The 24,902-nt window shown below is 60.8% G+C and carries 14 protein-coding genes and 1 pseudogene; 1 reads left to right on the plus strand and 14 read right to left on the minus strand.

Features of this window, described 5'->3' with window-relative positions; translation table 11 throughout:
- The first annotated feature begins 78 nt into the window (after nt 1-78).
- Nucleotides 79-6,243, plus strand: coding sequence for an ATP-binding protein (locus VWN43_RS10275; RefSeq protein ID WP_320181816.1), 6,165 nt, complete (start codon nt 79-81; stop codon nt 6,241-6,243).
- An 852-nt stretch (nt 6,244-7,095) separates the two neighbouring features.
- On the opposite strand, the gene VWN43_RS16345 is transcribed toward VWN43_RS10275, so the two are convergent.
- The 14 genes and pseudogenes from VWN43_RS16345 to VWN43_RS10340 all read right to left on the minus strand — a co-directional run bounded on the left by VWN43_RS16345 (nt 7,096) and on the right by VWN43_RS10340 (nt 24,844).
- A complete protein-coding gene (locus VWN43_RS16345) occupies nt 7,096-7,305 on the minus strand; it encodes a helix-turn-helix domain-containing protein (RefSeq protein ID WP_420493526.1) in 210 nt (69 codons plus the stop codon).
- Nucleotides 7,306-7,369: 64 nt separating this feature from the next.
- A complete protein-coding gene (locus tag VWN43_RS10280; protein WP_320181815.1) occupies nt 7,370-7,987 on the minus strand; it encodes a hypothetical protein in 618 nt (205 codons plus the stop codon).
- A gap of 454 nt (nt 7,988-8,441) precedes the next feature.
- The gene (locus tag VWN43_RS10285; RefSeq protein WP_320181814.1) at nt 8,442-8,819 is read right to left on the minus strand and encodes an SDR family NAD(P)-dependent oxidoreductase; all 378 of its coding nucleotides are present in this window, start codon (nt 8,817-8,819) and stop codon (nt 8,442-8,444) included.
- Nucleotides 8,816-9,103 (minus strand): SDR family oxidoreductase, encoded by a 288-nt coding sequence (locus tag VWN43_RS10290; RefSeq protein WP_320181813.1) that lies wholly within the window; start codon nt 9,101-9,103, stop codon nt 8,816-8,818. The genes VWN43_RS10285 and VWN43_RS10290 overlap by 4 nt, the downstream gene beginning before the upstream one ends.
- Nucleotides 9,104-9,207: 104 nt before the next feature.
- A complete protein-coding gene (locus VWN43_RS10295) occupies nt 9,208-10,752 on the minus strand; it encodes an FG-GAP repeat domain-containing protein (protein ID WP_330767282.1) in 1,545 nt (514 codons plus the stop codon).
- Nucleotides 10,753-10,787: 35 nt separating this feature from the next.
- Nucleotides 10,788-12,128, minus strand: a complete 1,341-nt coding sequence (locus tag VWN43_RS10300) for a spinster family MFS transporter (RefSeq protein WP_320181811.1) — start codon at nt 12,126-12,128, stop codon at nt 10,788-10,790.
- Nucleotides 12,129-12,157: 29 nt separating this feature from the next.
- Nucleotides 12,158-13,807: a carboxylesterase/lipase family protein gene (locus VWN43_RS10305; protein WP_320181810.1), complete on the minus strand. Its 1,650-nt coding sequence runs from the start codon at nt 13,805-13,807 to the stop codon at nt 12,158-12,160.
- Nucleotides 13,808-13,871: 64 nt separating this feature from the next.
- Nucleotides 13,872-14,780, minus strand: coding sequence for an SDR family NAD(P)-dependent oxidoreductase (locus VWN43_RS10310; RefSeq protein ID WP_320181809.1), 909 nt, complete (start codon nt 14,778-14,780; stop codon nt 13,872-13,874).
- A 110-nt stretch (nt 14,781-14,890) separates the two neighbouring features.
- A complete protein-coding gene (locus VWN43_RS10315) occupies nt 14,891-15,649 on the minus strand; it encodes a TetR/AcrR family transcriptional regulator (protein ID WP_320181808.1) in 759 nt (252 codons plus the stop codon).
- A complete protein-coding gene (locus VWN43_RS10320) occupies nt 15,646-17,220 on the minus strand; it encodes an AMP-binding protein (protein ID WP_320181807.1) in 1,575 nt (524 codons plus the stop codon). Before VWN43_RS10320 ends, VWN43_RS10315 begins: the two co-directional genes overlap by 4 nt.
- A gap of 217 nt (nt 17,221-17,437) precedes the next feature.
- Nucleotides 17,438-19,015, minus strand: a pseudogene (locus VWN43_RS10325) (carboxylesterase/lipase family protein); the annotation flags it as partial.
- Nucleotides 19,015-21,300, minus strand: a complete 2,286-nt coding sequence (locus tag VWN43_RS10330) for a TonB-dependent receptor (RefSeq protein ID WP_320181806.1) — start codon at nt 21,298-21,300, stop codon at nt 19,015-19,017. The gene VWN43_RS10330 and the pseudogene VWN43_RS10325, both read right to left, overlap by 1 nt.
- A gap of 582 nt (nt 21,301-21,882) precedes the next feature.
- Nucleotides 21,883-23,514 (minus strand): tannase/feruloyl esterase family alpha/beta hydrolase, encoded by a 1,632-nt coding sequence (locus VWN43_RS10335; RefSeq protein WP_320181805.1) that lies wholly within the window; start codon nt 23,512-23,514, stop codon nt 21,883-21,885.
- A gap of 28 nt (nt 23,515-23,542) precedes the next feature.
- Complete coding sequence (locus tag VWN43_RS10340) at nt 23,543-24,844, minus strand: spinster family MFS transporter (RefSeq protein WP_320181804.1); 1,302 nt, start codon at nt 24,842-24,844, stop codon at nt 23,543-23,545.
- Between the last annotated feature and the right edge of the window lie 58 nt (nt 24,845-24,902).

Below are 24,902 nucleotides of genomic sequence, written 5' to 3' on the forward strand. Positions count from 1 at the left end.
AGAACAGCGGACGTCTGAGTAAAATCTGCGCGTCTTTCGTTGCAGTTCGGCCGATTCTTCCGCCACAACAACGAACATATGACGAACTCCACTCCAAACACGGCCAAGACTGCGCCTGCCGACGGAGAGCGCCGTGCTCTGCGAAACCTGTCGGCGCAATATCAGGTAGCGGCGAAACTTATCTACACGTCGCTGTTGGACGGTGAGCTCGAATGGATCCGTCTCGTTGATCCAGACGCCGAACGTCTTGACGACATCGTGATCGGCCGTCCTGGTAGGGTGGATGCATATCAGGTCAAGTGGTCTGAATACCGGGGTCAGATCACATTTCACCGCCTGGTAACCCCGACCAAGGTTTCGGGCAAACCGTATCCAGCACCGTTTACTCTGCTCGCTGAAGGATGGCGTGCCCTTAGTGGGGTCTACCCCGACCGAGCCGTACACGCCCATTTCCTCACACATGACGCACCTTCTTCCAATGACGGCAAGAAGAAAGCCGGCGCAGGTGATCCTGAGCACCTTCAGGGCTTTCTGCGCCATGCTTGGCCGACGCGTCACAGCTGGCACAGCACTGCGCGCGCTAACTTTCGCGATACTTGGCAACTCCGCATAGACGCCATTGCTGCTTGCGCGGGTTATTCCGGCGCGGAGTTGGACCGATTTCTTGCACATTGCGAACTCGATCTGGGCTTCGATCTTCAAGAAGCTCAAGGAACCGGAGCGCACCAGGACGACAAGGACGTCGTTGACTTGGCTCACTTTCTGGCTGCACAGGCCGCCGCCAGCGCGGGCGTGGTCAAGTTCACACGCGCCGAATTGCTCCGCGGCATGGGCTGGTCCGGTCGCTTCGAATTTGCATTCAAACACGATTTTCCCGTTGACGAGAGGCTCTATCGACCAGTCGAAGAAACGGTGCGGGCGATCGGCGAAGCAATTGAGCAGCATGATCGAGGCTACATCGCACTTATCGGCCCTCCTGGTTCGGGGAAATCAACGGCTCTCACGCATACGTTGCGATATGCGAGAGGCATCCGTCTGGTGCGCTATTATGCCTTTGTGCGCGACGATCCCCGTCCCGGCAGAGGTGAAGCAACAGCATTCCTCCATGATCTTTGCCTATCTCTCGAACCCCTCGCACCTAGAGCGGCCCGGAGGCGCGCTCGCGATGACAATCTCGACAGCTTGCGAGAGGAGATGGCGGCGCTTCTCGCCGAGCTTTCCGCAGATTGGACGAATTCAGGTATCAAGACTGTAATCCTAGTCGATGGCTTGGATCATATCGCGCGAGAGCAAAATCCTGTCCGCTCGCTAGTCGAGGAGCTACCACGGCCCGACGCCATTCCCGACGGTGTCCTTATCATACTTGGCACGCAGCGCGTCGGCTTGCAGAGCAACGCCGCAACATTGCGACCGATTACCGCACAACTTGAGCAGCATGGCCGTACGCTGGAAATGGAACGGCTGTCGCGCGCAAGCGTCCGCAGCATTGTTCAAACCGCGCTCGAACCCGAGTTGTTAGCGCCCGGTGCGTATGAACAGATAGAGAATTTGAGCGCCGGGCATCCGCTTGCACTCGCTTACCTCCTAAAGCGCCTCGCGACGGCAAGCGATGCGACGGCTGTCGGCGAAATCCTCCATGCAGCGAGTACATATGACGGCGAGATTGAGGCTGACTACCGCATCTATTGGGAAACGCTCAGTGACCAGCCCGATGTACGAGATCTTCTCGGGCTCATCGCGAGGTTACGCGGCGCAATCGACCTTTCCACCGTCGAAGCGGTGGCCTCATCACGTATCCTTGAGAGATTTGTAGCAACGGCGAGTCACTATTTCCACCAGGATACCGCAACTACTTGGCGGTTCTTCCATAACAGCTTCCGCCAGTTCGTATTGGACATAACTGCGCGCAATGCCCTGAACAGACCGGACCCGGCCGCCTCCGTTGATTTCCACAGGCGTCTCGCTGAGGCCGGTGCCAGGGAGGAGGCGAGCCGGCAGCTCGAATGGGAACGCTTATTTCATCTCGACCACGCGGGCCGGACGGATCTGCTTCTCAAACTTGATCATCAACCTCTTTTTAGAAGCCAGTTTCTCAACGGCCGCGCCGATTGGGAGATCAAAGACGACATCGATCGGTGCATGCGCGTCGCTGCGAATGTCGGCGACGCCATGGCAGTACTCGGCCTCATGCTTGCGCAGAAGGAACTCGGCGACCGCATCAGCGCGTTTGAACTAATCAATCTCGCCACCTTGGAGTTGAGATTGCGGCCTCCGCAGGATCGTGCGAGCGCCCTTATAGCGGGACCCGAACTACTCGTTCCTGATCATGTTGCAATCGAATGGGCGTCCCGACTCTTGGAGGAGGGCGATCCAGCGCTAGCAAATAGAGTTTTCGACATGGCCGAGCCACTCGATTTCCTATCCGGAGTTCGAGCAGTCGATGCCTCCGGGCACAATGAAGCGCTGACGGCATGGGCGAAGGTGTCATGGCGCTTTCGACCACTGGAAGTTCTCGTCGCGGCGGCTATGCAAGTGAGAGTCGACGTGCTCGCGTCCGATATCCCGCCCCCTTATGAAGATCAGAAGCGAGCGAATTTTGGCGCAAGGCGTCATGTATTGGCCGAGATGGCCGAGGCGCTGCTTGATGCAGAAGAAACCGCTCTCCTCGACCAATTGTTCGCGCTCATCGACGACTTTGTCGAAGCGGTTGATCTCGACCTTCGGCTTGACGTGTCCCGTGTCCGGCGTGCGATCCGCGGTGTCGGAAACACACAACTCGGTGCAGATGCGCTGAACCGAATTCTGTCGGCCAAGCCACCGGAGAGCCTCAACGCCATTGAGGCAGTTCGTGTGGCCGATCTCATTTGCGGTCTTGAAATAGATCCTGAGCGGGCAGACTCTTATCTTGCTGTCGCGTCCGGACCAATCATCGCCAACCAGCTAGACGCTCCTGATGACGACCCGTTCTCGGCGGTGGAACCTCTTTTCCGACAGGCGCGGGCACAAGCAGCTCGGGTTAGACCTTTCGATCCTGCGACCGATATTCCCGAACCCGAACGGATACATGGCTTGGGCTCCGTTCTTTTCCAACGAGCCGTAGTACGCGTGGCGAACGTCTGGGGCTACGCGCGTTCGGGCAGGACGATGTCACCCGGCGAAGCGGTTCGTCAGTTGCGCCCCGTCGTCCGGCTATTCCGTCGTTCCTTCGGGGAAACACATCGATGGCTTGATTGGCACTATGCGCAGCGCGCGTCGGGTCAGTTGTTCGAACATATGCTGTTGGCAGCGCACGCTCATGGCAGGGAGGCCTTCCAAGCGGTGCTCGAAGCGACCATTGAGGATTGGTCCCGCAAAGATCGCGACCTGATCGGATGGAGCCCCGAGACCCGCCGGGCGATTGCGCTCGCCGCGCATCGACTCGACGGAGACGAAGAAAGGACCATCGGCATCCTCATCGGTCTGGATAGCGGCACCGATATCGAGTTCGAGCTATATGACAGAGTCGAACAATGGCGCGAATCGATGGAGGCGTGGCTCGAAGTCGGCATGCGGGAACGGGCAAGGCAATCGCGCGACGCGATGCTGGCAACCAGCTTCGGAATTTATATCGACCGCGACGACCAGATCGAAGACTGGGCGAAGATTGCCGCTGGCGCAATCGGGAGGGAAGATAAGCCGGAAGTACTGGAGGATACCGCACGGACGATCCTCACTATCCTGCGCGTACTCAACAGGTGCCGCAGGGGCGGCGGGCGCGACGATGCGGTGCGAACGATCCTATCCACTTTGTCCGGATTGGACCCGGCAGGAGCACTTCTCGCTGCAGACTGGTTGCTTGATGGTAATGGTGCGGCGCGCACAGATGTCCTGACCGGCCTAGCGATCGGACAGCTTGCATCATCCGACCCGGACATCATCGCCAATGCGCTGACGGCAACCAGCCGGCTCATTCTTCCATTTGAACTCAGTTCCACAACTGAACTGGGCGGCGCGCTCGCCGATGTCGCTGGCGGACAATGGTTCTCCCACCCGCGTGTTAGTGAAGGACTCGAGCTTGCGCGGAGAACCATCCGCGCAAGGGTTCAGCACAGACGTGCGTTCGACGACTTTTTGGGGGTGGAGCGAACTCCGCGGCGAGAACGAGGTGAGGACAAGGATCCATCGGGAATGCTAACATGCAGCGATGGAACCATTCTGACGCAGGCGCAGGTGGAAACGCTGGCATCAAAGCCTGAGGCCCTTGCAAAGTCTCTGTGCGGCGCCACGCCTTCCAAAATGCATTGGCAGCCGGTCATCGCGGCGCTCCCCGAAACGATTGACCGGTCTACGCTTCACGCAATTGGCGAATGGATTGTTTCGGCGGGCACGACGGCCTTTGCATTACGTGATCTTGTTCGTCGCGCCTCCTTGCTTGGCGATCGAGATCTTTCCGAGAAAGCAACAGCGGCAGCCATAGCCGGCTCCAATCGCGGAGGCTGGCTTCCGGGATATGACGGTGGCAGCCGTCTCGCCGCAGCCGAATGTCTTGCCATCAGCGACCCCGAGCGTGGCAGGCGCCGCGCGCTCGAATTGTTGGTGGACGATCATATTGAACGGCCCCTTGCGGTGCGCGATCTAGTTGCCTCAATCGAAAGCATCCTGCCGTTCATTTCCGATACGACCGATCCGCGAAGAGTCTGGTCAGAGTTGCGCAAGCACGTAGGGGCCCTGGCGGAGATTACCGAAAACCCCGATCACGCGCCGTCCCTTATGAATGCAAGCAATATTGCTCCCGGAGAATTGAGTTCGATCCTGATTCTGCGCGATATCGATCACCACGCTAACGCCTTGGCATGGGAAGCGCGCAAAGGTCTTCTTGCCTTACTAATGTCGGGCGACCCGAATGACTTTGCGCGTAACGGCTTGCGAGATGCCCTAGGTGGCGATCTAAACCGCCGTACGGCCGCACTCGCGACTATTTCGTGCCTCGCCTGGTCGCATCCTGGTCTCGTGGGAGACCTGGCCGAGCTTGTGCGCCCGATGGCGTGGGACACCCACGGTGTTGTAAGGCGGCTCGCACAGCAAATCCTGCTCGATCTGAACGAAGAGCTTCCCGAGGCTCCCCCGGAGCGCGGTCTCCCTCCCATCTACAGCTTGCATCTCCCCGAAACCCAGATGCCCGACCGCAGCCTGCACGGATCGGATATTCCGCGCGGCGAGCCGCTCCCGGACACAGAGGACAGCGTCGATCTTTCTCGACTCTTTCACGACGCATTCCGGTTGATCGAAGGCTGGAGCGGAATCCCATTCGCGAATTTGGCGCGAAGGTTCGCCCAAATCATGCATCGCATTGCGCCACCTGACACTTGGTCGGCCGCCGCCGAGCGCAAACTCACCAGCCATCTCGAGGCGATCGGGTTGAAGGTCAGCGTCCGGCGTCCCCGCTCACTGGTATCGCATCAGGCTTTTGGGGTCCTCCTCGCAGAGATGTGCGACGCGGGTGTGTTCGAGTGGCCGGTCGATATCTTTGATAGCAATCTGCTTCTGACTGATCCCTATATCGACACGCGCGACCCAGATCCCAAACCAGATTGGCTCGATGTTCCATCCGGCAAGGCACTCGGCGCCTATCCACGTGAAGATTGGCTTCGAGACGTCGGCGACGCTTTGCCGACACTCCGGAAGCTGCCTGATGGCCGCATCGTCCTTGCCGAATGGACACAGGCTGTGAGCCTCGACAGCGATCGGGAAGAAGAAAGTCGCGTGTCGATCATGGCCCATCCGCAGATGACGCTCGGCGAGGGTACGCCCAATTTGTACCGGCTTTGGCGCGACAGCGACTACATCGGCCGAGAATACCCAATGCTCTTTCGGCAGCGAGGACGCCCAGTTGCCGCTGTTGCCGGTGGTCCCATGTTCAGCGACGCGGATTTCCTGGCGCTCAATCCGCAAATAGGTTTCGCTCTTAACTGGGAGGTCGCAGACGAGGGGCTATTTCGGTGGGTTGATTCTGCGGGCAAAGTGATGACGGAAAGCGTTTGGTGGCAAGATGGCAATCTCTTCGTGAATGACCATTCGGGTCTCGACGAAGCTGCTTATCAGGGCTGGCTCGTGCTGGTCTCACCTGAGGGTTGGAGCCAACTTCGGCCAAAAATCGCGAATTTCCTTGTACATCGATCCGCGGGGCGGAGCGCGCCTGACAGCAAGAGTCCAGATGGAGAAATGCTTGCCGTTCACGTCGATAGCCAGCCGCTCCCGTTCTAAATGCTTGGGTTCGCTATCCGGAGGTCCGCTCCGGTTTCGGCCGAATTGCCAATTGATACCTTCGGAGTGAGGTGGAGTAGGCTATCATGAAAATTCGGGCGGGATGCGAAGCTTGCTTCACAAGAACTCTAGGACATTCCAGAGATTGGGGAAGGTCCGGATTTTCGTCTCCCTCCGCTAGGAACGGACTGACAGCTTACGGCCCAAATCCCGACATTATGCTCCGGTCGATAACGGCAGTGGTAAGGTGTTTTTGAAGGGCTCTATGCGTATCGCTGGGTATGCCTACCCCCCTCGACTTTTCGGCCACGCACGTTTTTTTGCCCCCCGCCGGTGTCCAAGTGAAAGCTTCCAAGGTTTTCAATCCCCCCTCCCCTAGCTGGTGGCTAGGTGCGCGCATGCTCGCGCATGCGCGCTAGCTCCTCTTGGTCAATCGTATCGCCAACGGGAATGCCTGCGCCGCTCCGCTATTTGGATTACTCCCGCGTCGCAGGCATTCCCTCGACGTGGCTCCATATACTCCTGTTGATGCTCCTTGGTGAAGTCGGAGCGGAGGGCATAGGACGACCAACCCCCGCCAAATGGCCGGGTTGGTCCTCCCCCTATTGCGTATCAGATGCTCCCCGGAGCCAGCCGTCGCATTCGGGCGCAGTGGTGCCGACACTGGCCCACCTGCTTAGCAGCTGCTTCTCGAAACTCTGTGCCGTTTCGGAGATCCCCGCTCTGCCTTTCGGACTCGGGTTTCCGCTATGATCTCACCCCATTTGGCAGCGGAATTAGGTTGGGCGCACCCCCAAACGTATCGAACCAAACGAATGCGCCTGCTGCGGAAAATCTGCAGAAACGCGTTGTTTAGGAATCGTCGGAACGAACGGTGGACCAGTCACGCTCGGCACGCTCGACAACGTCGACGTGGTAGCGGACACGATTACCGATTTTGTTGTAATGGGGGCCGATCCCCTTATCACGCCACCCCTCAAGAGTGCGCGGGCTGATGCGCCAACGGCGCGCCAGTTCCTTGGTTGTAAGAAATACCGTCGTAGACTCGTTCGGACCGGACACTGCCTGCTCCTGCGTAACTGTGCGGAGCGGCCCCAATATGCACTGCCGAGTGTTCTACTCCAGCTTAGGTAGAACGCTTATTGTAGTAGTCTTTTTTGATCGTCGCGGCGCTCACGCCGAAGTGCTTGGCAGCGATCGAGAATGCTTGTCGGACACTTTTTCCCATCGCTTTCTTCTGCTCAACGAATGCGATCCGCTCTTCGGCGGGCTGCTTACGTCGTGCCTTGGCAGACTGACCTTGTGTCTCAAGCAGCGAGGCGCCTCTAAGAGCTGCTCGTTCAATGTCATGTTTGTATGCAAGTTCGGCGACGAGCATGCCAAGGTCGAGCGCGAAGCTCACAGCTTCCCACGATTTTTTTTGCTCGACACACCGCTCAATATGCCTTGCGAATTTAGCTATCGTGAGAACAAACCAAGCTTCGGTTTCCCGGTATGCAAAATACTCCGCCAAGGCCCGGTGATCAGACGGCTCCGGAGCTTTCGATCTAACCTCAACCAGCCACTCACGGATGTTTGCGATGAGGGGAGCATTCGGTCCCCAAGCGCTCTGATAAACTTCCGGTAGGGAAACGAGGGTGGACTTGAGATCCGCCCACTCGTCCAGACTGAAGTCTTCGACATCCTTAAGCCGGATCGTCCTCGCGGTGATGCCATCGCCCACTTTTTTGGTGTTAGTAGCCATGCCCAAAATCTGAACGGGCACGCGAAGCTACGCAAGAGCACGGAATAACCCCGAAGCTTTATTTGCAGCGACCTATTCGATAGGTTCGATCAATTGGGGCTGCTGGGCGCGCTGTGCGCCCCTTATGGTCCCATCGCGGAATTAGACGCTCGTGCTGTGATCGATATTTTTCTCTACGTCTACTGCCCACGCCGCCCCATGTCGGTTTGTGGGTCGATACCGGACCATCTGGTATGGGCCACCCGAAGTCGAAAAGATGCCGTTCGGCATCAACGATGCACGTCGAATTCAGGTATCTTCAGGCGACGCTAATGAGCGTGGACGACCTAGGATGGAAGGTCGGCTTCAGCGATGCCGCGAACCTGCGACGCGCAGTTCGACGCCGGACGAATAAGACCGTCAACGAGCTGCGTAGCAACCGATATGCCTTGGGTCCCGAATTACTTGGTCCAAGCTACAGCGACTGCCCGTCGTCGACGGTAAACACGGATCCGGTAATTTGAGCAGATGCGTCTGAGGCGAGATAGAGGACGAGATCGTCGAGTGCGTCGATGTCCATGATCCGCCGCCGGTGCCAGCTTGCGATCTGCGCCTTACCACCCTCGCTATCGAACCAATTGCCAACCAGCTCTGTCCGGATGTAGCCGGGCTGGACTACGTTGAGATTGATCCCCTGTCGCACCCATTCGCGTGCGAGTTGGCGGCTGAGATGCGCGACACCGGCCTTGGTCGCCGCGTAAGCCGCGTCACCCTGCCCCGTCAGTTGTGCGGTGATCGACCCGATAATGACTATGCGTCCTGCGCCGCTCTCCCGGCTACCCGCCGTCATCATCGCGCGCGCCGCAGCGTCGCGGTCAAGTGCACGCCAAGCAAATTTGTATCGTACACCTGCCGCAGCTCCGCTTCGGCCAGTTCTGTCGAGCGTCCGTGGCGAGAGACCCCGGCGTTGGCTATAACTGTATCGACCGGCCCGAAAGCGTCCTCTGCGCTGGAAAATGCCTGGGCCACCGATTTCTCACTCGCCACATCCATCGGCACAGCCAGCGCCTCGCCGCCATCTCTGCGGATTTCGCTCGCGATTTTCTCGGTCAGCGCGGTTCGGCGCGCGCCGAGCACAACTCGCGCATCTGCTGCGGCTATCGCTCACGCCAGATGCGCCCCGATCCCGGAGGAAGCTCCGGTGACGAGGCAGGTCCGTCCTGCAAGGCTATGAGAGGCGGTCATTCGGCCTCCTGACGCTTGTTCGGGGCTATCAACGTATTGGCCTCCTCGTAGCGGTCGATCCAGTCTTCGGGCGGTAGCGGCAGCGCGCGGCTATCCTCGCTGCGAGCCGGAATGAAAGCTGCGCGCGGACCGTCGCTGCGGACCTGCTCTAACCAAAACACTCCGTCGAACCGCCCACTATTTCCGCGCGTTCCGACGAGGTCGATATCCCCGTCGCCATCCATGTCGCGGGCGATGAACTGGTCGTACATACCGCGAATGCGCCGCGAGATATCGTGCCGCTTCCAGGTGCCGCCCACCGTGCCCGGATTCTTGAACCAGGCGATCCGCCCGACGGTGGAAGAGGCGGTCACAGATGGGTGATCCTCCTCGCGCGTGGCGCCGGTATAGCCCCCTTTAAGAATGTTGAGCCCCGAATAGCCGCCGGTCACGGCGTCGAGGTGGCCGTCGCCGTCGATATCGGCCAGTTCGACCGCAATCACCATGTCGGGCAGAATGTCGCCGATACGGTGGTAGCGCCATGGCATGTCGAGCGCCTCGGGCTGTTCGAGCCAGCCGAGGGCGGGCAGGCCGCCCGGCGCGCGCGGGTCACCGCAATTCTCGAATACGCCGGTAATCAGGTCGGGCCGCTCATCGCCGTTCAGGTCCCGAAATGCCGATTGGAAGGCGGAGGTCGCGACCGTACAACCTGGCAGCGTACTGTCGTCGATAGTAATCGCATAGGCTTCGATCAGGACCTTACCGTGGGCATCAGCGCCCCGGTTTTCCAGGACGTAGGCGACCTGCTCGAGCCGGGCGGCCGCCAGCACATCGAGGTCGCCGTCACCATCGAGATCGACCGGCATCGCCGTGTTTGGCACGTCTCTCGCGAATAGAACCTGCTCGTGCCATGCATCAGGATCGAGCGGATTGCTATCGAAGGTAAAGAGCGACGTGGTACGGTCTTCCCGGGGCGCTGCAGGATCTACGATGTCGCTTGCGCCCTTGTTCGCTGCGATAACATCATTGCGCCCGTCGCCGTCGATGTCCGCAATGAAGACACGCAGCCATGACCCGCGCCCTTGCGTCATCGGCGGAACGAGGCTCCGCCAAGCGCCTGCTCGCGCCGATGAGCTACTTCCAGGATTGCTGAAGAACGTCAGATGCGCCTCTTCGTTTGCAGTAACGAGATCGGGCCAGCCATCCCCATCGACGTCGCCGATTGCGACATCCTCTATCGCGCCGACTATCTGTCCCGAAGCAATGGTCGCCAGCGTCCATCGGTCCGGATCGGCGGTGCCGAAGGCAATGCGGAGGTGGTTCGAATCCTCGTGCACCGAAACGATATCTAGGAATCCGTCGCGATCGATATCGGCGATCTGGAGACCGTCGCCGCCGCGAAGCGGAACCCCGGCCAGATCCTCGTCGTCGATCCGGTGCTCTCGCCAAGAGATATAGTCGCCCGAGCGCGTGCGGGCACTGCTTGGGGTGTCCGCCACCGTCAGCTGCGCGGTCTCCGTGCCACCGACCGGCACACACCCTGCCGCCAACAAGCCAAGCAACACCGCACTCGAAATACGCCCGGCACCCCCCGGCATCAAAGAGCCTCGATCTTTGGCGCGCTCGCCGGGCTGTTGGCGATGTCTTCGCGGATATGCCGCGAAGCAAGTACATAATGCACGCAACCCCAGACAGAAGCGATGCAGCCGACGATGAGCATCGCTGCAGACAGCGGATTTTCGTCACCTCCCGCGGTGAACGTATCGCTCAGGTAGCCGACGATGAGCGGGCCAAGGCCCAGGCCGATCAAATTGATGAAGAAGAAGAAGACCGCCGAGGTCAGCGCCCGCATCCTCAGGCCAACCAACCCATGCGATACCGCAAGCGCAGGCCCGAGGTAGGAGGCCGAAAGGAAATGGAACACGCCGGTCAGCAACAATGCCAGCAGGAGATTGCCGGTGTTGAGCATGATCAGCAGCACTGGCGTGATCGCAAGGATCATGATCGCAGACCCCCACACGTACCAGCGACGGTCGCGCTGCCCCATCTTGTCGGCGAACCAACCACCAAAGAACGAGCCCGCCCCGCCGCCGAAGCCCGATGTCAGCGCCATCCAGACACCTAGTTGCGCCAGTCCGATTTCGTGGTTGCGCAAAAAGAACGAGGGCAGCCAGTTACCGACCGCATAGATCACCGTTGCCTGCAGACTTCCTGCGAGTGCGAGGTTGCGGAAGGTTTTGCGCGACCAGAGGAACCGCAGGACGTCGAAAATGCTGGGGCTTTGTCCAACTTCGTTCTCTCGTTTCTCGGACCAGCCCCGGATAGGCTCTGCCACGGTGAGGCGGAGGAGCAGAGCGACAAGGATGCCGGGCAAGCCGACCACCAGAAACGCCATCCGCCAACCGAAGGTTTCTGCTATGAAACCGCCCAGCGCGAAGCCGGTGAGGATACCGATGTAAATCCCGATCGAGTAGATCGAGAGTGCCGTCGCGCGCTCTTTCTCGGGAAAGATGTCGGAAATCATCGAATGCGCCGGGGGGCTGCCACCTGCCTCGCCCACACCCACGCCGACCCGCGCCAGCAGCAGGTGGAGATAGTTCTGCGCGAGCCCGCTTACGGCGGTCATCCCACTCCATACGGTCAGCGCCAACGCGATGATGTTGCGGCGGACACCGCGGTCGGCCCAGCGCGCGATAGGAATCCCGCAAGACACGTAAAACAGCGCGAAGGCGAAGCCTGACAGCAATCCGAGCTGCGTGTCGGACAGGAGAAGCTCTTCCTTGATCTGCTCCTGAAGGATCACGAGCAATTGCCTGTCGACGAAGTTGAGGGCGTAGACCAGCGTCAGCACGCCGAGCACGAAATAGCGGTAGGACGCCTTCGAATACGGCGTCTCCACAGGTGGGGCCGCGTGGTCGTTGGTCTTCGTAGTGCTCATGATCGGGCTCTCCCCCTGGTGTTTTAACGCTATTGCTTGTCTTGGATTTCGGCCGGTACGCTCAAGGCGACGGGCATGCCCCATGAACGTCCTGCTGCACGCTCTCGCTGGGCGAAGGTTTCGAACAGTTCGAACATCCCCGGCTTGAAATCACGCCCCGCGATGGGCCTATCGGCGAAGCGGACGTAATGCTCGGCTGGCCCGTAGGGCTTCCATGGCGCATGCCCTTGCGCGGTCGGTCGACCGCTCGCCGCAAAGCTGATCCAGTAGTCCAACATCGCATCCGAGATTGCGCGGTCGTGCTCGCCGTCCGGCACCGGCCAGCGCGCAGGCATCGCTTCGGCGGCGAGATTGCCGAAGCTGAAAGGCAGTTCGCTGGCATGGAAGGCGCACAGGTCCCGTGCGCGAGCCGAAGGGTAGCAATGGTCGAAGACGTAGAAATAGGAAGGGACGTCAAGCTCCCTCTGGCTTTGTGCAATGCGTTCGCCCGACCAGCCGAAGATGATATCACCGGTCGCGTCGAGCAGAGCATCGGCTCCTTGGGCGTGCGGATAAATTCGCAAGAATTCGGACGCGAGATCGCCGTAGACGGAGGCGACCAGCGCCTCGTATTGCGTGGACGTCTTGGGCATGCGCAGGGCGAGGCCGCCTTCCGGGCGATATTCGTGAGCGTTGTAGCCGACCATTACGGGTACGCGTGCCTGTTCACCCCGGTCGAAAATATCGAGTAACTGATCAGGAAGTAGCGCCCCATCGATCGTTCCCTGCGGCGCGAAACCGGCAAGCGTTGCGAGATTCGTCAGCTCCTGGGGAGCCATGCTGCGTGCCGCATCGATATCCGCGACACCGAGCTTCGAGAAAAGATCTGCTCCGATCTGCTCCGCCGAGGGCATGGCGTTTGCTGCTTCTGCAAGCTCCGGGAAGCTGCGAAGGTTGGTGCTTTGGATTATGGCCTTGTCGAACAGGCCCCGCGCTTTCGGCGTAGCCATCAAATAGGTCACGCTAAGCGCGCCAGCGGATTCGCCCATGATGGTGACATTGCTGGCATCCCCGCCAAAAGCGGCGATGTTATCGCGCACCCATTGGAGCGCTGCGATCTGGTCGAGCAGGCCATAGTTACCCGAAGTTCCGTCGTCGGACTTTGCGCTCAACTCCTCGTGGGCCAACCAGCCAAGCGGCCCGAGGCGGTAATTGAGTGAAACGAATACCACTCCGCGCTGCGCATAATTCGTCCCGTCGTACATCGGTAGGCTGTTCCCCCCGATCCTGAGCGACCCTCCGTGAATCCACACGATGACTGGCGCCTTCTCGGCGTCGTCGGGTGCCCAGACATTGAGGTTTAGGCAGTCTTCGGATGAGCTTGGCGGCGGATCGTTGTAGATACTGCTGGCCGGCACGGGTGGCTGGATACAGGCCGCACCGAAGGCACTCGCATCGCGCACGCCTTCCCATCCGGGCAGAGGTTGTGGGGCGGCCCAGCGAAGCTCGCCGACCGGCGGCGCGGCATAGGGTATGCCGCGGAAGACGCCGAGCTGTGCCTGGGTTACTCCGCGAAGCATGCCGCCCGTCGTCGAAACGAGCCGAGCCGCCTGGCCGTTGGGGATTTTGCTCGTGGTGGTGGTGCAACCCATTAATAAGGCTGCACACACGACCCCGACAATCAACCTGAAACGGTTCATGTCTTCAACACTCCTCTCCATGCGCGGCGGCGGGTTTGCCCGCTCGCCCCTCCCCGCGCTTCGATCAATCCGCCTTGGTAAGCGCCTGCTTCGGTTCACCCACGGCCGCAGCGACCTCGCGCTCGGCTTGGGTGAACCCGTATTCGGGAACGATTTCGCCCGTGCGCTCCGAAATCGAATGCCAATTGTGCGCGACCTCCGCGGCAGCATTCTCACCGCTACCGATCTGCGCGCCCTCGGTCAGGGTGACGTTCGCACAAGCGAAGTGGCCCCCGCCTGCGCACAGGATCGCCCGCGTTGGTGCGTCGGCGCTCACGAGATGGACGATACCCGGGCTAACGAATGCGGGGTCAAGCTGGGCCAGCGCCTCTTCGGAAAGGACGCCATTGGTCATCTGAGTGGCCGCTGTCGGCGCCAACGCATTCACGCGAATATCGTATTTCGCACCTTCAATGGCGAGAGTCTGCATCAGGCCGACCAATGCCATCTTCGCTGCGCCATAATTGGCCTGTCCGAAATTGCCATAGAGGCCGGATGAGGAGGTCGTCATGACGACGCGGCCGTAATTCTGTTCGCGCATCAGGCCCCAAACCGCCTTGGTGCAGATCGCCGCGCCCATTAGGTGCACATCGACAACTTCACGGAAATCAGCGATCTCCATCTTGGCGAAGCTCTTGTCCCGCAGGATGCCGGCGTTGTTGATCAGGATATCGATCCGGCCCCAGGTTTCGATCGTGTTGGCAACCATCGCGTCGACTGCCTGCTCATCGGTTACCGAACCTTCGGCTACGATTGCTTCGCCGCCCGCATCGCGGATTTCCTTCGCAACAGCACCCGCAGCTTCGTGGCCGAGATCATTGACGACGACCTTGGCACCCTGCCGCGCGAGTTCGAGCGCGTGGCACCGACCGAGACCTCCGCCCGCACCGGTTACGATTGCGATTTTTCCTTCAAGCGATCTGCTGTTCGTCACTTCTTACCATCCCGTTCAAGTTGTTCACTCTCTAGCGAGTTAATATCATGATTAGAACCCTGTCCAGATGTCCTCGCAACTGGTTGCTAAGGGTTGCCGGCTAGAGGCAGTTAAGCCTCCAGCATCGGGTCGTCCCCGGCACCACAGATCTCCCGGATGCCCGCCGCCATGAATCGGGCCATTCGCTGCTTGACGGCTGCGAAGTCCTCCGACTGAGCCAGCCCGCCGGACAGCTTGTCTATACGTCCGGTGCGCGCCAAGGTCAGCATCAGCGCCCCGGTGGTGAAATGGTAACCCCAAAAGAGGTCCTCATCCGCTGCATGAGGAAGCGCCTTCTTGAGCAGTTCGATCAAGCGCAAAACAAGCGGATCGAACCACTCGTCGAACATCTCCGCCCCCCATTCGGGTGTATTGGAAACCAGCGCAGCAAGCCGGCCTGAATGGCGCCACTGGTCTCCCCCCTCGCCGTAAAGGTCGAGATTGGTATCGAGGAAGGCATGCAGCGCCCCTTCGACGGTCGGGTTGTCCTGAGACTTGCGATCGTATTCGTTCAGCGCTTTCATGCGCACTTCATTCGCTACGACCGCTCGCCGGCCGAACACCGCCTCGAAGAGCTTCTGCTTGTCCTCGAAATAATAGTTGAGAAGCGTGTGATGGACGCCGACACGTTTAGCTACGTCTTTAAGCGTTACCCCATGCAACCCGTGGCAAGAAAAAAGATATTCCGCTTCGTCGAGGATCTTTTCGGTGGTTTCAGCGCGCTGTTCCGCCTTGGTGGGATTCTTCTTACGCGCCTTGACTGTCGACAAATCGATTTCCCTTTGCGCAGCGTGCGCAGGGCGCGCCGCTTGCTGTTCCAGTACGGTCATGATCGGCCATACTCCGATCTGAGGAGCAGTTTGTCGATTTTTCCCGTCGCTGCCAATGGCATTGTCGATACGCGCATGACAGTGTCCGGCCGCCACCAGTTCGCGACCAGGCCGTCGAGCCCATCCAGCAGCGCCTCGTCCGAAATTTCGGCCCCCTGACGGATCTCTACGACGAGGACGGGGCGCTCGCCCCACTTGGGGTGTTCGCGGCCGATCACCGCGGCCATGCTGACATCGGGATGCGCGCTCACGATCGCCTCGATCTCGGCCGGATTGATCCATTCGCCACCCGACTTGATCAAATCCTTCGACCGCCCCACGATCGATAGGGTACCGGATGCGTCGATCCTTGCCAGGTCGCCGGTATCGAACCAACCATCACGGGTCGCCAGTTCAGTTTGGTCGAGATAGCGCTCCACCACGCTTGGGCCACGCACCCACAAGTTGCCCTTGGCGTCGCGTTGTTGTGCCAATGGCTCCCCTGCCGCGTCGGTCAGCATGAGGTCGATACCGATCGCAGGTCGGCCTGAAGTGGAGGCCGCATTCGCCTCGGCGAGCGGGGTCGCCGTGCCCAGCGGCGAAATCTCGGTCATCCCCCAGGTCGTCTGGACGCCGATTCCGCGGCGTTCGATCCGCTCCATCAACGCCGGCGGCATGGGCGCGCCGCCAACCATGATGCGCTTGAGCGTAGGCACGTCCGTCTCTGCTTGGTCGAGATAGTCCATTAGGCCCAACCAGACGGTAGGAACCCCTACGCCGATAGTAACCTCCTCATCAACGATCAGGCGGGCCAACGCCGGACCGTCGGACTGCCTCCCCGGCAAGACCAGTTTGCCGCCTACCGCAGGAACCGAGAACGGGAGGCCCCAGGCATTGGCGTGGAACATCGGCACCACGGTCAGTACCGAGTCTTGACTGGTTAACCCTGCGACATCGGCCTGTAGCTGACGCATGGTATGCAGATAGTTGCCCCGGTGGGTGTAGGTTACACCCTTGGGAGGCCCGGTAGTCCCCGAAGTGAAGCACAAGCCGCAGGGGGTGTTTTCATCGAACCTGCCCCACGCTACCGATCCGCGCCCTTCCACCGCCGCAGCAGCGTTGTTCAGAGTACCGACCTTGCACGCGCCATTTGAGACAGTCCCCGACTCGATATTACCGTCGATAACCAGGATTTCCTCAATGGTGGATGTTTGGCCAAGGACCTCATGCGCCAGTTCGTGCACATCGGCACTCAGGATCAGGATCCGCGCGCCGCTTTGGGTAAGCATTGCGGCAAGCTGCGAGGGCAGGAGGCGTGGATTGAGCGTATGGCAGATCGCGCCCATGCCGATGATCCCATACCAGCTCTCGAGATGTGCCTGCGTATTCCATGCCATCGTCGCCACACAGGTGCCCTCCTCGACACCGCGCGCGGCCAGCGCCGCAGACACGCGCTTCGCCCGCACCTTCAGTTCGGCATAGTCGACCCGCGCGGACTTTCCGTCCTCGCCTGCAGTGACAACCTCCGATCTGGGGTGCCATTTCGCGGCGTGGTCGAGAAACTTGTCGAGGGTTAGCGCATAAGGCTGCATCGAACCCGGTATCACTGGCACCCCTCCACGCGCGGCGGCAAGGGGGGCTCGCGAGCCCGATGTTCCAGTGCCACGGCTGGTCACCTGCGGCCCTTCTGCGGCACACCACGGCCTCGTTCAGATCATACCGCGTTCCAAGAAGCTCGGCACCTTCCTGCGGGGTCTCGTCGAACACGAGGAAGGCGGAGGTGTCACCATATGCCGGCCAGTCCACCTGCCCGCTAGCAACGGGCGTTCCGTCTCGGGCGAAAGTCACCCAGTATTGCATCATTGCATCCGAAAGCGTGCGTTCCGCGGTCTCGCGCGGGATCCGCGGCCAGTTCCGCGGTGTGTCGTGGATCGTGCCGAAGACATAGGGGATTTCGGAAGCATGAAACGCGTGGAGACCCGCCTCGTCCGCTTCGGGATAGCCATGATCGAACAGGTAAAGATATGCGGCCTGGCCTAGCGCGGACTGCTTTATCGCCAGTCGTTCGGCAGTCCATCCATAGAGCGCGTCGCGGGTCGCTGCGAGCATGCTTTCGTCAATATTGTCTGCCGGGTAGAGAGCGAGGAAGACGTCCGCGAGATCACCATACAGCTCGCGAATTTTGGCCTCATAGGCCTTCGCTCCAGACGGCCGCGGAGGCAGCAAGCGGCGCAGCGACCGTATCTCGCCGCTGTTGAAGCCGGCAATCAACGGCACCTTGGCCTGCTCGCCGCGATCAAAAGTCTCGACGATCTGATGCGGGATCAATACGCCATCTACCGTGCTCCAGGTCAGAAACCCGGCCCGGGTCGCGCGATTGACGAGTTCGCCCGGCTCCATGTCGCGCATGGCCGCGAGATCGGGTGCGCCGAGCTCACCTTGTAGCCAGGTGCCGATTTCTTCCGCCGCCGGGTGGCCGTTCCGCGACTCCTTCAGCGCGGGAGACGAAATCATATAGGCGCTTTGCATGATCGCCTTGTCGAACAGCCCGTGCGCACGCGGCGCGGTCATCAGCCACATGACGCTGAGCGCCCCGGCGGATTCGCCTGCGATGGTGACATTGTCCGGATCGCCGCCGAAGGCCGCGATGTTTTCCTCGATCCAGCGCAGCGCCGCGATCTGATCCATCAATCCGTAATTGCCGGAAATACTGTCAGACGACTCTTCACTGAGTTCGGGATGCGCAAGGAAACCAAGCGCCCCGAGGCGATAATTGATGGATACAACGACAGCGCCCTGTTGGGCCAAACGCGTGCCATCATACATGTCGAAACTGCTAGCGCCCGAAACCAGGGCTCCTCCGTGTATCCAGACCAGGACCGGCGCGCCCACAGCGTTCTCGGGAACCCAGACGTTGAGAGAAAGGCAGTCCTCGCTCATCCGAACTATTTCTTCGAAGTAGATCGAATTTGCAGCGCCGGGCACCGTCGGTTGGTAGCAGGGAGGACCGAAATCGGAAGCATGGCGCACGCCGTCCCAACGGGCCGTCTCCTTCGGCGGCTTCCAACGAAGATCGCCAATGGGCGGAGCAGCATAGGGAATGCCTTTGAAGCTCGTCACGGCGCCTTCGCTGCGGCCCGCTACTGTTCCGGCAGGAGCATCAACTACCGGACCTTGCTCGCCGCGCGCCAGGGCGGGCGTAGAAGGCAGAAGTAGGCCGGCGACCGTCAGCGCAAGCGCGGCGATGAAACTGCAAGAAGACTTGGAGTAGGGCACGAAATCACCTTCTGGACTGGGCGGGCGCGCATCGGGCAATCTGCCGAGCGGACAAGGGGACTGGAAGTTGGCTTCGCGGTCCACGGACGGACCGCGAAGCCATTGCTGCATCAGAAGACGTAGCTGGACCGCACGCCGAATGTTCTCGGCCGCAGTCGCCCATGGCGCCCGTCGAGGAAGGCTTCGGGATGTACGTAGGTGATCGCATCATTGTCGAAGACGTTTTCGACATAGGCCGTAATCACGAAGTCCGGTGTGATGTTCAGCCCGGCATAGGCATTGGCGAACACATACTCGTCGGTCACGCCGTATTGCGGGGACGGTACGCCCGGCTGGCCCGGTACATTCGGGAACAGGCCGGGGTACGAACCGACATAGGCGACGTTGCCGCTGACGAACGCGGTCTCGGTGTCGCCGACAGCAAACGTATATGCCGCCGTGGCCGAACCCGAGAATTTGGGCGTCGCCAGCCGAATGCCGTCTTCGGCACCCGAAATCGCCGCTTCGCCGGGTGACAGATCATCGATCCGCGCATCGATGTAGGCGCCGCTCGCCTGTAGCCGGACGCCGTCGACCGGCCTCGCGACCAATTCGAATTCGATGCCCTTGCTGACAGCGCCGCCGATATTGGTGGCGAACTGGATGGTGTCGGATACCCGGTTGGCCTGAACCTGGATATTGTTCCAGTCGATATAGAAGGCAGCCAGATTGGCAGTGAGGCGATTATCGAAGAAACTGCCTTTCAAACCAATTTCGTAATTGGTCAGCTTGTCCGAGCTCGCACCGTCGGGAATGACGATGTCATCAGGGGCGCTGGCGGGAGGCGCGAGCCCGGCCCGCGCATTGACCACCGGCGGACGAAAGCCGGTCGATACCGTCGCATAGGTGGTCAGGTTCGGCGTCGGCTTGAAGGAGATACTCCCTTTCCACGAGAGCTTGTCATCGGACGCCAACAGGCCGACCGCAGGTTGGATCGGCGCGAGGGTCAAGGGTGGGATAAAGCCCCCGCATTGTGGCGTGAACACGGTGCAGAAGCCGACTGTCAGGAAGTTGCTGTTATAGCCGCCGCCGCGGGTGGTCGTCTGCACATCGACTTGCCCATAACGCAAGCCACCGGTCGCCCAGAAACTGTCGCTAAAGCGATAGGTCAGCTCGCCGAACACCGCCTTCTCGCTGATGTCGGTGTAGTTCTTGAAGCGCTGGTAATAGAGGTCGGAAAATGCCGTGACGCCTGTCTGATCCAGAAACTGCTGCGTCGTGCGATAGTCGAAGTCGACATCTCGCCGCTTGTCGAAATAGAACCCGCCCAGGATCCATTCGAACGGCCCGCCATGCGAGGATGCCAAGCGCACTTCCTGCACGAAGATGTCGTCATATCCGACCGCGTCGAGCGAGAAGGGCACCAACTGGTTGTAGGTGCCCGCAAGATCGACGATAAAGTCGCCGGTCAGGTCCGAATAGGTCGTCGAACTGACCAAGTCGGCGAAGCCCAAATCGACGTTCACGGTGGCATTGAGGGCCAACAGGTCGCTCTGGAAGAGATCGGGCTGGGCGGTCCTGCGGACATAGGTGCCGAGATCCGGGTTCGTCAGCGCGGAATCGGCAGGGTTGCTGACTTCCTTGTTGACCGACAGCTTGATCGAAAAGTCGCTCGAGGGCTCGATCAGGAAGGCGGCGCGAATACCATAGGCCTCGAGCGAATTGGCATCCTCGATGCCCGTGCCGATATTGTCGACCCAGCCATCCTCGTTGCGATAATAGCCGACCGCGCGGAAGGCGAAGACGTCCTCGGCGATCGGCACATTGACCATCCCGTTGTACCGCTGGCGAAGCCCGCCGCCCTCGGTGTATCCAAGATCGACCAGAGCGGACGCCTCCCACCGGTTGGGGTTTGGAGACTTGGTGATGATCCGCATCGCGCCGGCAAGCGAGCCCGAACCGAACAGGGTACCTTGCGGACCGCGCAGGAATTCGACGCGTTCGACATCGTAAAGGTTAGGGTCGAGGATCGTCGAGTTCCCGTTCGCAGAGATCGGGAGTTCGTCGACATAGATCGCGACCGGGGCCTGCAAACCCGCGCTGTAGCCGTTGGTGGAAATCCCGCGGGCCGTGAAATTGTTGAAGTTCTGGGTCGGCCGGTTGAGCACGACGCCCGGGGTTTCAAGAGCCAAACGTTCGTAACCTACGATGCCCTTTTCGGTCAGCTCTTCCTGGCTGAAAGCCGTGATGCCCAATGGAACGTCCTGCAGCCGGGCCTCGCGCCGCGTTGCAGTGACAATGATGGTGTTGCCCTCGCCAGTCTCGGCGGTGGGCGAAATTTCTTCGACAGTGTCCGTTTCGCCATCGACCTCGGCACCAGTCCTGCTCGTGGTCTGTGCGCTAATTGTGGCTGGCACAAGCGCAAGTGCAACCGCTGACGCGGAAACAAGCAACGTTCCCCTCATAATACCTCTCCGTGTTCCCGGCGGTTCGTCCGCCGCAGTCCGCGCTTCATTCAATAATGACGCGCTCATGTCAACATTCACTCACTTCCGTGTGAATGTCTTTCGCGGTGTGCTGCATGTCTGATCCATCGCAATTGCGCTGAGACGAGATCCTCGCCGAATCGTGAGGCGGCCACATGACCGAACTCATCAGGCCAGCGCGTCTCCAATGGGTGTGGTGTTTCAATGGAAACTGGGCGCCACACCGAGCGAGAGGGCCGTTCGCCTTCACGGCATCGGCAACACTCTTGAGGAGCTTGGAAAACCGCGCTGAGCTCTTCCGACCGCTCGCGGCGAATAGTCATCCTCGTTTATGGAATACCGCGATGCCGAGCTCTCTCGGCATGTTCTGCGAGTGGAGCGCATGAATAGCGACCGCCCCTTTCGCTTCGCCCGAAGCGGGAACGTTAAACGAGGCCGCCGCACCGGCTACGCGAAGTCGGGGATATCCCGGCGACTGAACATGCCATCTCCTCTGCCGGTGATCCGGCAGATCTAGGGTTTCGCAGGTGCCTCGCAGCGAAAGCTGCTCGCCGCATCGGTCGATCCGACCCCGCGATACACTGCCCTCTGCGGCCACGGGCATAGGGGGCGCTGCATGGTGATTTTTCCCGAACGATCGTCCGCAAACCGCGTCGCTGTGATGCGGTCGGGCGCTTCGTCTTCCTCCGCCCAGGCGATCAGCGCAGAAAAAAGGTCGTTCTGCGGATCGAACGATGGCGGACGCGGCGGGATGCCCAGCGTGGAGTTGAAGGCATCGGGTCCGGTACCCCCGCCGCAATGCATCATGCCCGGGGCCATGAACAGCCGCGCATTCTCGGCCAGGGCACTCGAACTACCCATCCTTGCGGCATGCCGTTCGAAAAAATCGACCGACTGGCCGGGCGGTACCAGCGTATCGGCGAGGCCGTGGAAGACGATCAGCTTGCCGCCGCGCGCGGCGTAGTTCGCCAGGCTGCCGCGTGTCGCATCATTGACGATCTTGTCGAGACTTTGATCCACCGACGACATGTCGCGGTCGAAATCGAAATCTCTCCAGTCCCATTCCGCGCCGAACACCCATTTGAACAGGCCGCCGAAGGCCGGCTGATGGTTGACCGGCTTCTGCAGGAAGGACCAGCCGAACGCATCGGGCATTTCGCTGCCCGGTAGCCAGCCGTAGAAGCTCGGCTCGCCGTCGCGCGTGGTCGGTCCGGAATAGAACGCCCGCGCCGTCTCCACCTCGCCCGCTGTCAGGCACGTATCCGACGCTGCGGCCTTGCATTGGAGGACCTGCGGATCGAACGAACAGCTCATCGGGTCCATGATGAAGCGGTCGCCCGCCAGGCCATGGCCCTGCTTCCAGCAGGCAGCGATGGCAGCGTCGTTGAGTAGTTTCAGCTTGGCGTCCGATAGAACCCGGCCGGGTTCTCGGTTCGCGGCAGCATAGTTCCACAGCACCGACGCGTGCCCCCAGGTGCGGTTCATGACCGGTGCACCGACGAGGATGCCGTCATAGTCCTGCGGATAGTACAGCGCTTCGATCAGCCCCATCTGCCCGCCGGTCGAACAGCCGGTGTAGTAGGACTTGCGCGCTTCCCTGCCGTAAAACGCCTTGGTCAGCGCCTTGCCGGTGGTCGTCATGACGTGGGTGGAACGCCGGCCCCAGTCGCGCCACTTGCGCGGATGGCCGATCAGCGCATCGCCTTCCAGCGGGGTGGCGGGCGCCGTGCCCGCGTCGGTCGTCGCGGTCGCGAAGCCGCGCCGCAGCCCTTCGGCCATGCCCGAATATCCAAGCGTAAAGTTCCCCGCGAAGCCGCCGCTGCCATTGCCATGGAAGACCCCGGCCCAGCCGCGCGCCGGCAACCACAGCTCGACCCCGATATCGGACCCAGGTTCGGATCGCACTCGCGCGACAACGCGGCAGAACCCGGGGTAGCCGGGCACATCACCCGCGAGGGTCGTTTCGTCCGCCCTGGCAGGGACCATTATCGCGCTCTCGATGGTGGTATCCGCCAGTCTGACGTTGGAGAGCGCGGCACATCGCGCGGCGACATCATCTTCCACCGGCTTCGCCAGCGCGGCTCCGGGGAGCGACCAGCCCAATGCGGACGCTGCAAGAATGGCGATGCGGTGGGTGCGTTTCATGGTTCTCTCCGATATCCTCTTGCGGTGCTCATGCTGGGTCTGCCGCTTCCGCACGCTTGATCAGTCGGGCGAGCCAGAGGAACAGAAGTGCCCCGATGAGATACATCGGAGCAAGCGCGTAATAGGCTGTCTGCAGCGCATGTTCGCCATAGGCCGGGCGGAAGAAATCGCTCATCATTCCGACATAGGTCGGTCCCAGCCCGAGCCCGATGAAGTTCATGACCAAAAGTAACAATGCGCCCGAAATGACGCGCCGTTCGGGCGCGACTTCGTTCTGAACGAAGGTGACCGTCGCCGAAAGGAAGAAGGAATTAAGGAACATCGGCACTAGGAGGAAGGCGAGCGCGATTTTCCAGCTCGGCGCCCAGGCGAAGCCGATGAAGAACGGCAAGGCCAGCACCAGCGAGGCAGCGGGCACGGTGGCATAGGCCGCCTTGCTGCGCCGCGCGAAGCGATCGACGATCCGGCCCGAGGCATAAATGCCTGTGCTCATCCCGATACCCACCACCAGCGCATACCACACCGCGACATCTTCCAGAGTCATGCCCTTCTCGCGCATCAGGAACAGCACGGTGAAGTTGAGCAGGCCATAGGTGATGAAATTGCCGGCTCCACTCGCCAGCGAAGCCGTCAGCAGCAACGGGTTTCGGAAGAAGCGGAGGATGGTCGCGACAAAACCTTCGGGGCCGACCTCGGGCGCGGTCGTCACCGGCAGGCCATCCGTCTCACCGCGCTTAGGCTCGCGCACGACCCAGTAGACCACCACAGCCGTAACTACCCCGATCCCGCCAATCACGTAGAAAGGCATGCGCCAGTCGAACGCCGCGGCGAGCGATGCGCCAAAGGCGACGCCAAGCGCGGAGCCGATCGGCGGACCGAGGTTGAAAATCGCCATCGCCGTGGTCCGTCGCTCACGCGGAAAGGTGTCGGAAATGATCGCATAGGAGGGTGGAACCCCGCCCGCCTCGCCCACGCCGACCATCATACGGGCGACGACCAGCTGGCCGTAAGTGCCCGCCATACCGCATGCGGCAGTCGCCGCGCTCCAGATCGCGCATGCAGCGGAAAGGACCTTCACCCGGCTGGTACGATCCGCAAGCCAGCCGATCGGGATCGCGATAAAGCAGTAGAACAGCGCGAAGTAGAAGCCCGTAAGCAGGCCGAGCTGCCCATCGGTAATGCCGAGCCCGTCCTGGATCGGCTTGGCGAGGATCGAGATCAGCTGTCGATCGAGGAAGTTGAGCACATAGACGAAGGCAAGCATGCCCAGCGTGATCCGCGCGCTCGCAGACGACCTGGATGCCGTGTCCGTGGCAGTCGCGGCGCTCATGAAAGGCACTCGCAGGGCGTGTAGGTTCGGTTCATCGTCTCGTCCTCTCCAGCTCGGT

This window comes from Qipengyuania sp. HL-TH1 (assembly GCF_036365825.1).
GTDB classification, from domain to species: domain Bacteria; phylum Pseudomonadota; class Alphaproteobacteria; order Sphingomonadales; family Sphingomonadaceae; genus Qipengyuania; species Qipengyuania profunda.